This window comes from Carboxylicivirga sediminis (assembly GCF_018156225.1).
In the GTDB taxonomy this organism is placed as follows: Bacteria; Bacteroidota; Bacteroidia; order Bacteroidales; family Marinilabiliaceae; genus Carboxylicivirga; species Carboxylicivirga sediminis.
Genome location: NZ_JAGTAR010000086.1, coordinates 1 through 1741 on the forward strand (window position 1 = coordinate 1; position 1741 = coordinate 1741).

3 protein-coding genes are annotated in these 1741 nt (G+C 35.5%); all 3 read right to left on the reverse strand.

Annotation, left to right across the window (positions count from 1 at the left end):
- Positions 1-104: 104 nt before the first annotated feature.
- The 3 genes from KDU71_RS22705 to KDU71_RS22715 all read right to left on the reverse strand — a co-directional run bounded on the left by KDU71_RS22705 (position 105) and on the right by KDU71_RS22715 (position 1612).
- Positions 105-581, reverse strand: a complete 477-nt coding sequence (locus KDU71_RS22705; RefSeq protein ID WP_212193422.1) for a hypothetical protein — start codon at positions 579-581, stop codon at positions 105-107.
- A 221-nt stretch (positions 582-802) separates the two neighbouring features.
- Positions 803-1171 carry a hypothetical protein gene (locus tag KDU71_RS22710; RefSeq protein WP_212193423.1) on the reverse strand — a complete coding sequence of 123 codons (369 nt, stop codon included), beginning with the start codon at positions 1169-1171 and terminating at the stop codon, positions 803-805.
- A gap of 42 nt (positions 1172-1213) precedes the next feature.
- On the reverse strand, positions 1214-1612 hold the full coding sequence (locus tag KDU71_RS22715; protein WP_212193424.1) for a hypothetical protein: 399 nt from the start codon (positions 1610-1612) through the stop codon (positions 1214-1216).
- Between the last annotated feature and the right edge of the window lie 129 nt (positions 1613-1741).

Here is a 1741-nt window from a genome sequence, read left to right on the forward strand (position 1 = left end):
ATCAATCCCCATAGATAGTGATTTCTAACCGGTTGTCGGCAACACCGCGTTCAGACTCTGGTTTTCAACCAGCCAGAACGCTTAGTTATTGGCAAACGTTTTTTTTAGTCTTTATAACGAAATATGGTTTTTCGATTTATCCACCCTTCAATCATCACTTCCTCTCCTTCATTAACTCCGGTGAAAATTTCTAAATCTGACAATAGATACTGTGAATAAGTCTCAATAAACTTATTAGCTTGTTCAGTACATTTATTATCAATTTGCTTTGATTTTCTGAACATATCAATAGCTAAGCAATAAATCATATGTCCTTCCAGTGTACTTTTTTGGTTTGAGCATTCATAAGCATATCGTGCATACGTAACTCCAAGTAAAATGTAAGCAAAACAAAAAGTACTATCAGTCTTTAATATTTGCTCTGCAACGTCTCGGCTTTTCTCAAAATTCATTTGTCGGCGTAGTGAATCTGATTGTCTAACTAGAGTAATAATTTCTAGGGAATCACTACTCTGACCAAAAGTTATAACGCCGCATAGTAAAAATGCTATTGAGAAATATTTTCTTAAGTAGTTTTGCATTCTCATACCTTTGGTTATTTTTATTTTAATCAGCATTAAACCCTCTGCCTCAATCGATTTGACTTATCTGGGTAATGTTTGCCAACGGCCTACCGCATGAAGCTGTAGCAGAGTCTCGGGGATTGTCCGTCCGCAGGACGACTAGACAATCTGCGGGAGTCTGCCCAACCAAATTGCACCGCCGCCTGCTATGCTTTATTGCGGTTTGTTGTAACCCGTTTTTATCTTATTTTTATCAATTCGCCTTCATCAAATCCAGTCGTGATGGCTTTTGCATTCTTAATCAATGTGGTATTTAAACTACCATCATTTTCTAGTACTGACAATGTGTTTATACATAGGTCAAGTATTGCTTCCCATGATTCGTTCTGAACTTTATCGGGCAATCTAAAATATCTATATGGTTTAGAAGGTGGTTCTATGCAAGCCCAATCGTCATCGTCCTCTGAATATTCAAAAGCACCGACGAAATACATCATATACCCTTGGTCACTTTCCATTAATCCTAAATTAAAGGCAACTACAGTATCAGGCGGAGTTCCATCCTGTTGTTCTATATTATTGAGCCAATCAATTATATCTTTTTCCATTTTTTATTTACGATTTAGTTCTAATGAAAACGAAATAATAACTTATTCCATATTCCATTCTCCCAAGTCATCAACTGGATTTGGTAAACGCCCTTCTAACCATTTCTTTAATGTACCTGGTTTAAAATCTTTATCTTTTGTTTCAATCACCCAAGATAGAAAATCTTCGGGACCACCATTCATATAAGGAGCTGGAGAAACAGGGTAAAAAACAGTTGGTAATCTTTCATTTATCGAAAGGTAATTCACTATACAGCCAAGTTCTTGCACTACATTCCACGCTAACTTATGCTCAATGTCGATAGAGAATTTTACCCACCAAATCCCATCTTCATCTGTTCCTTTCGAGATAGAAGGATTTATTGCAGGAATTCTTTCAATAAATTCAGTTAATGTTTTAAACGCTCTATCATCCATATGTTTCTTTATTTTTTTAAACATATCTAAAGTTTCTCGGTTTTCTCAAATGGGTTACAACACCAGAGTATATAAACTTGTCCATATACATTTTATTGTGCTCAGGTGTTTTGTCTACTTATCATGCTAATATAGGTAAATAACAAGACAAAA

Bases quoted from the DNA above. Each gene is read 5' to 3' on its own strand.
- KDU71_RS22705 (WP_212193422.1), bottom strand. From the start codon at position 581: ATGCAAAACTACTTAAGAAAATATTTCTCAATAGCATTTTTACTATGC.
- KDU71_RS22710 (WP_212193423.1), bottom strand. From the start codon at position 1,171: ATGGAAAAAGATATAATTGATTGGCTCAATAATATAGAACAACAGGAT.
- KDU71_RS22715 (WP_212193424.1), bottom strand. From the start codon at position 1,612: ATGTTTAAAAAAATAAAGAAACATATGGATGATAGAGCGTTTAAAACA.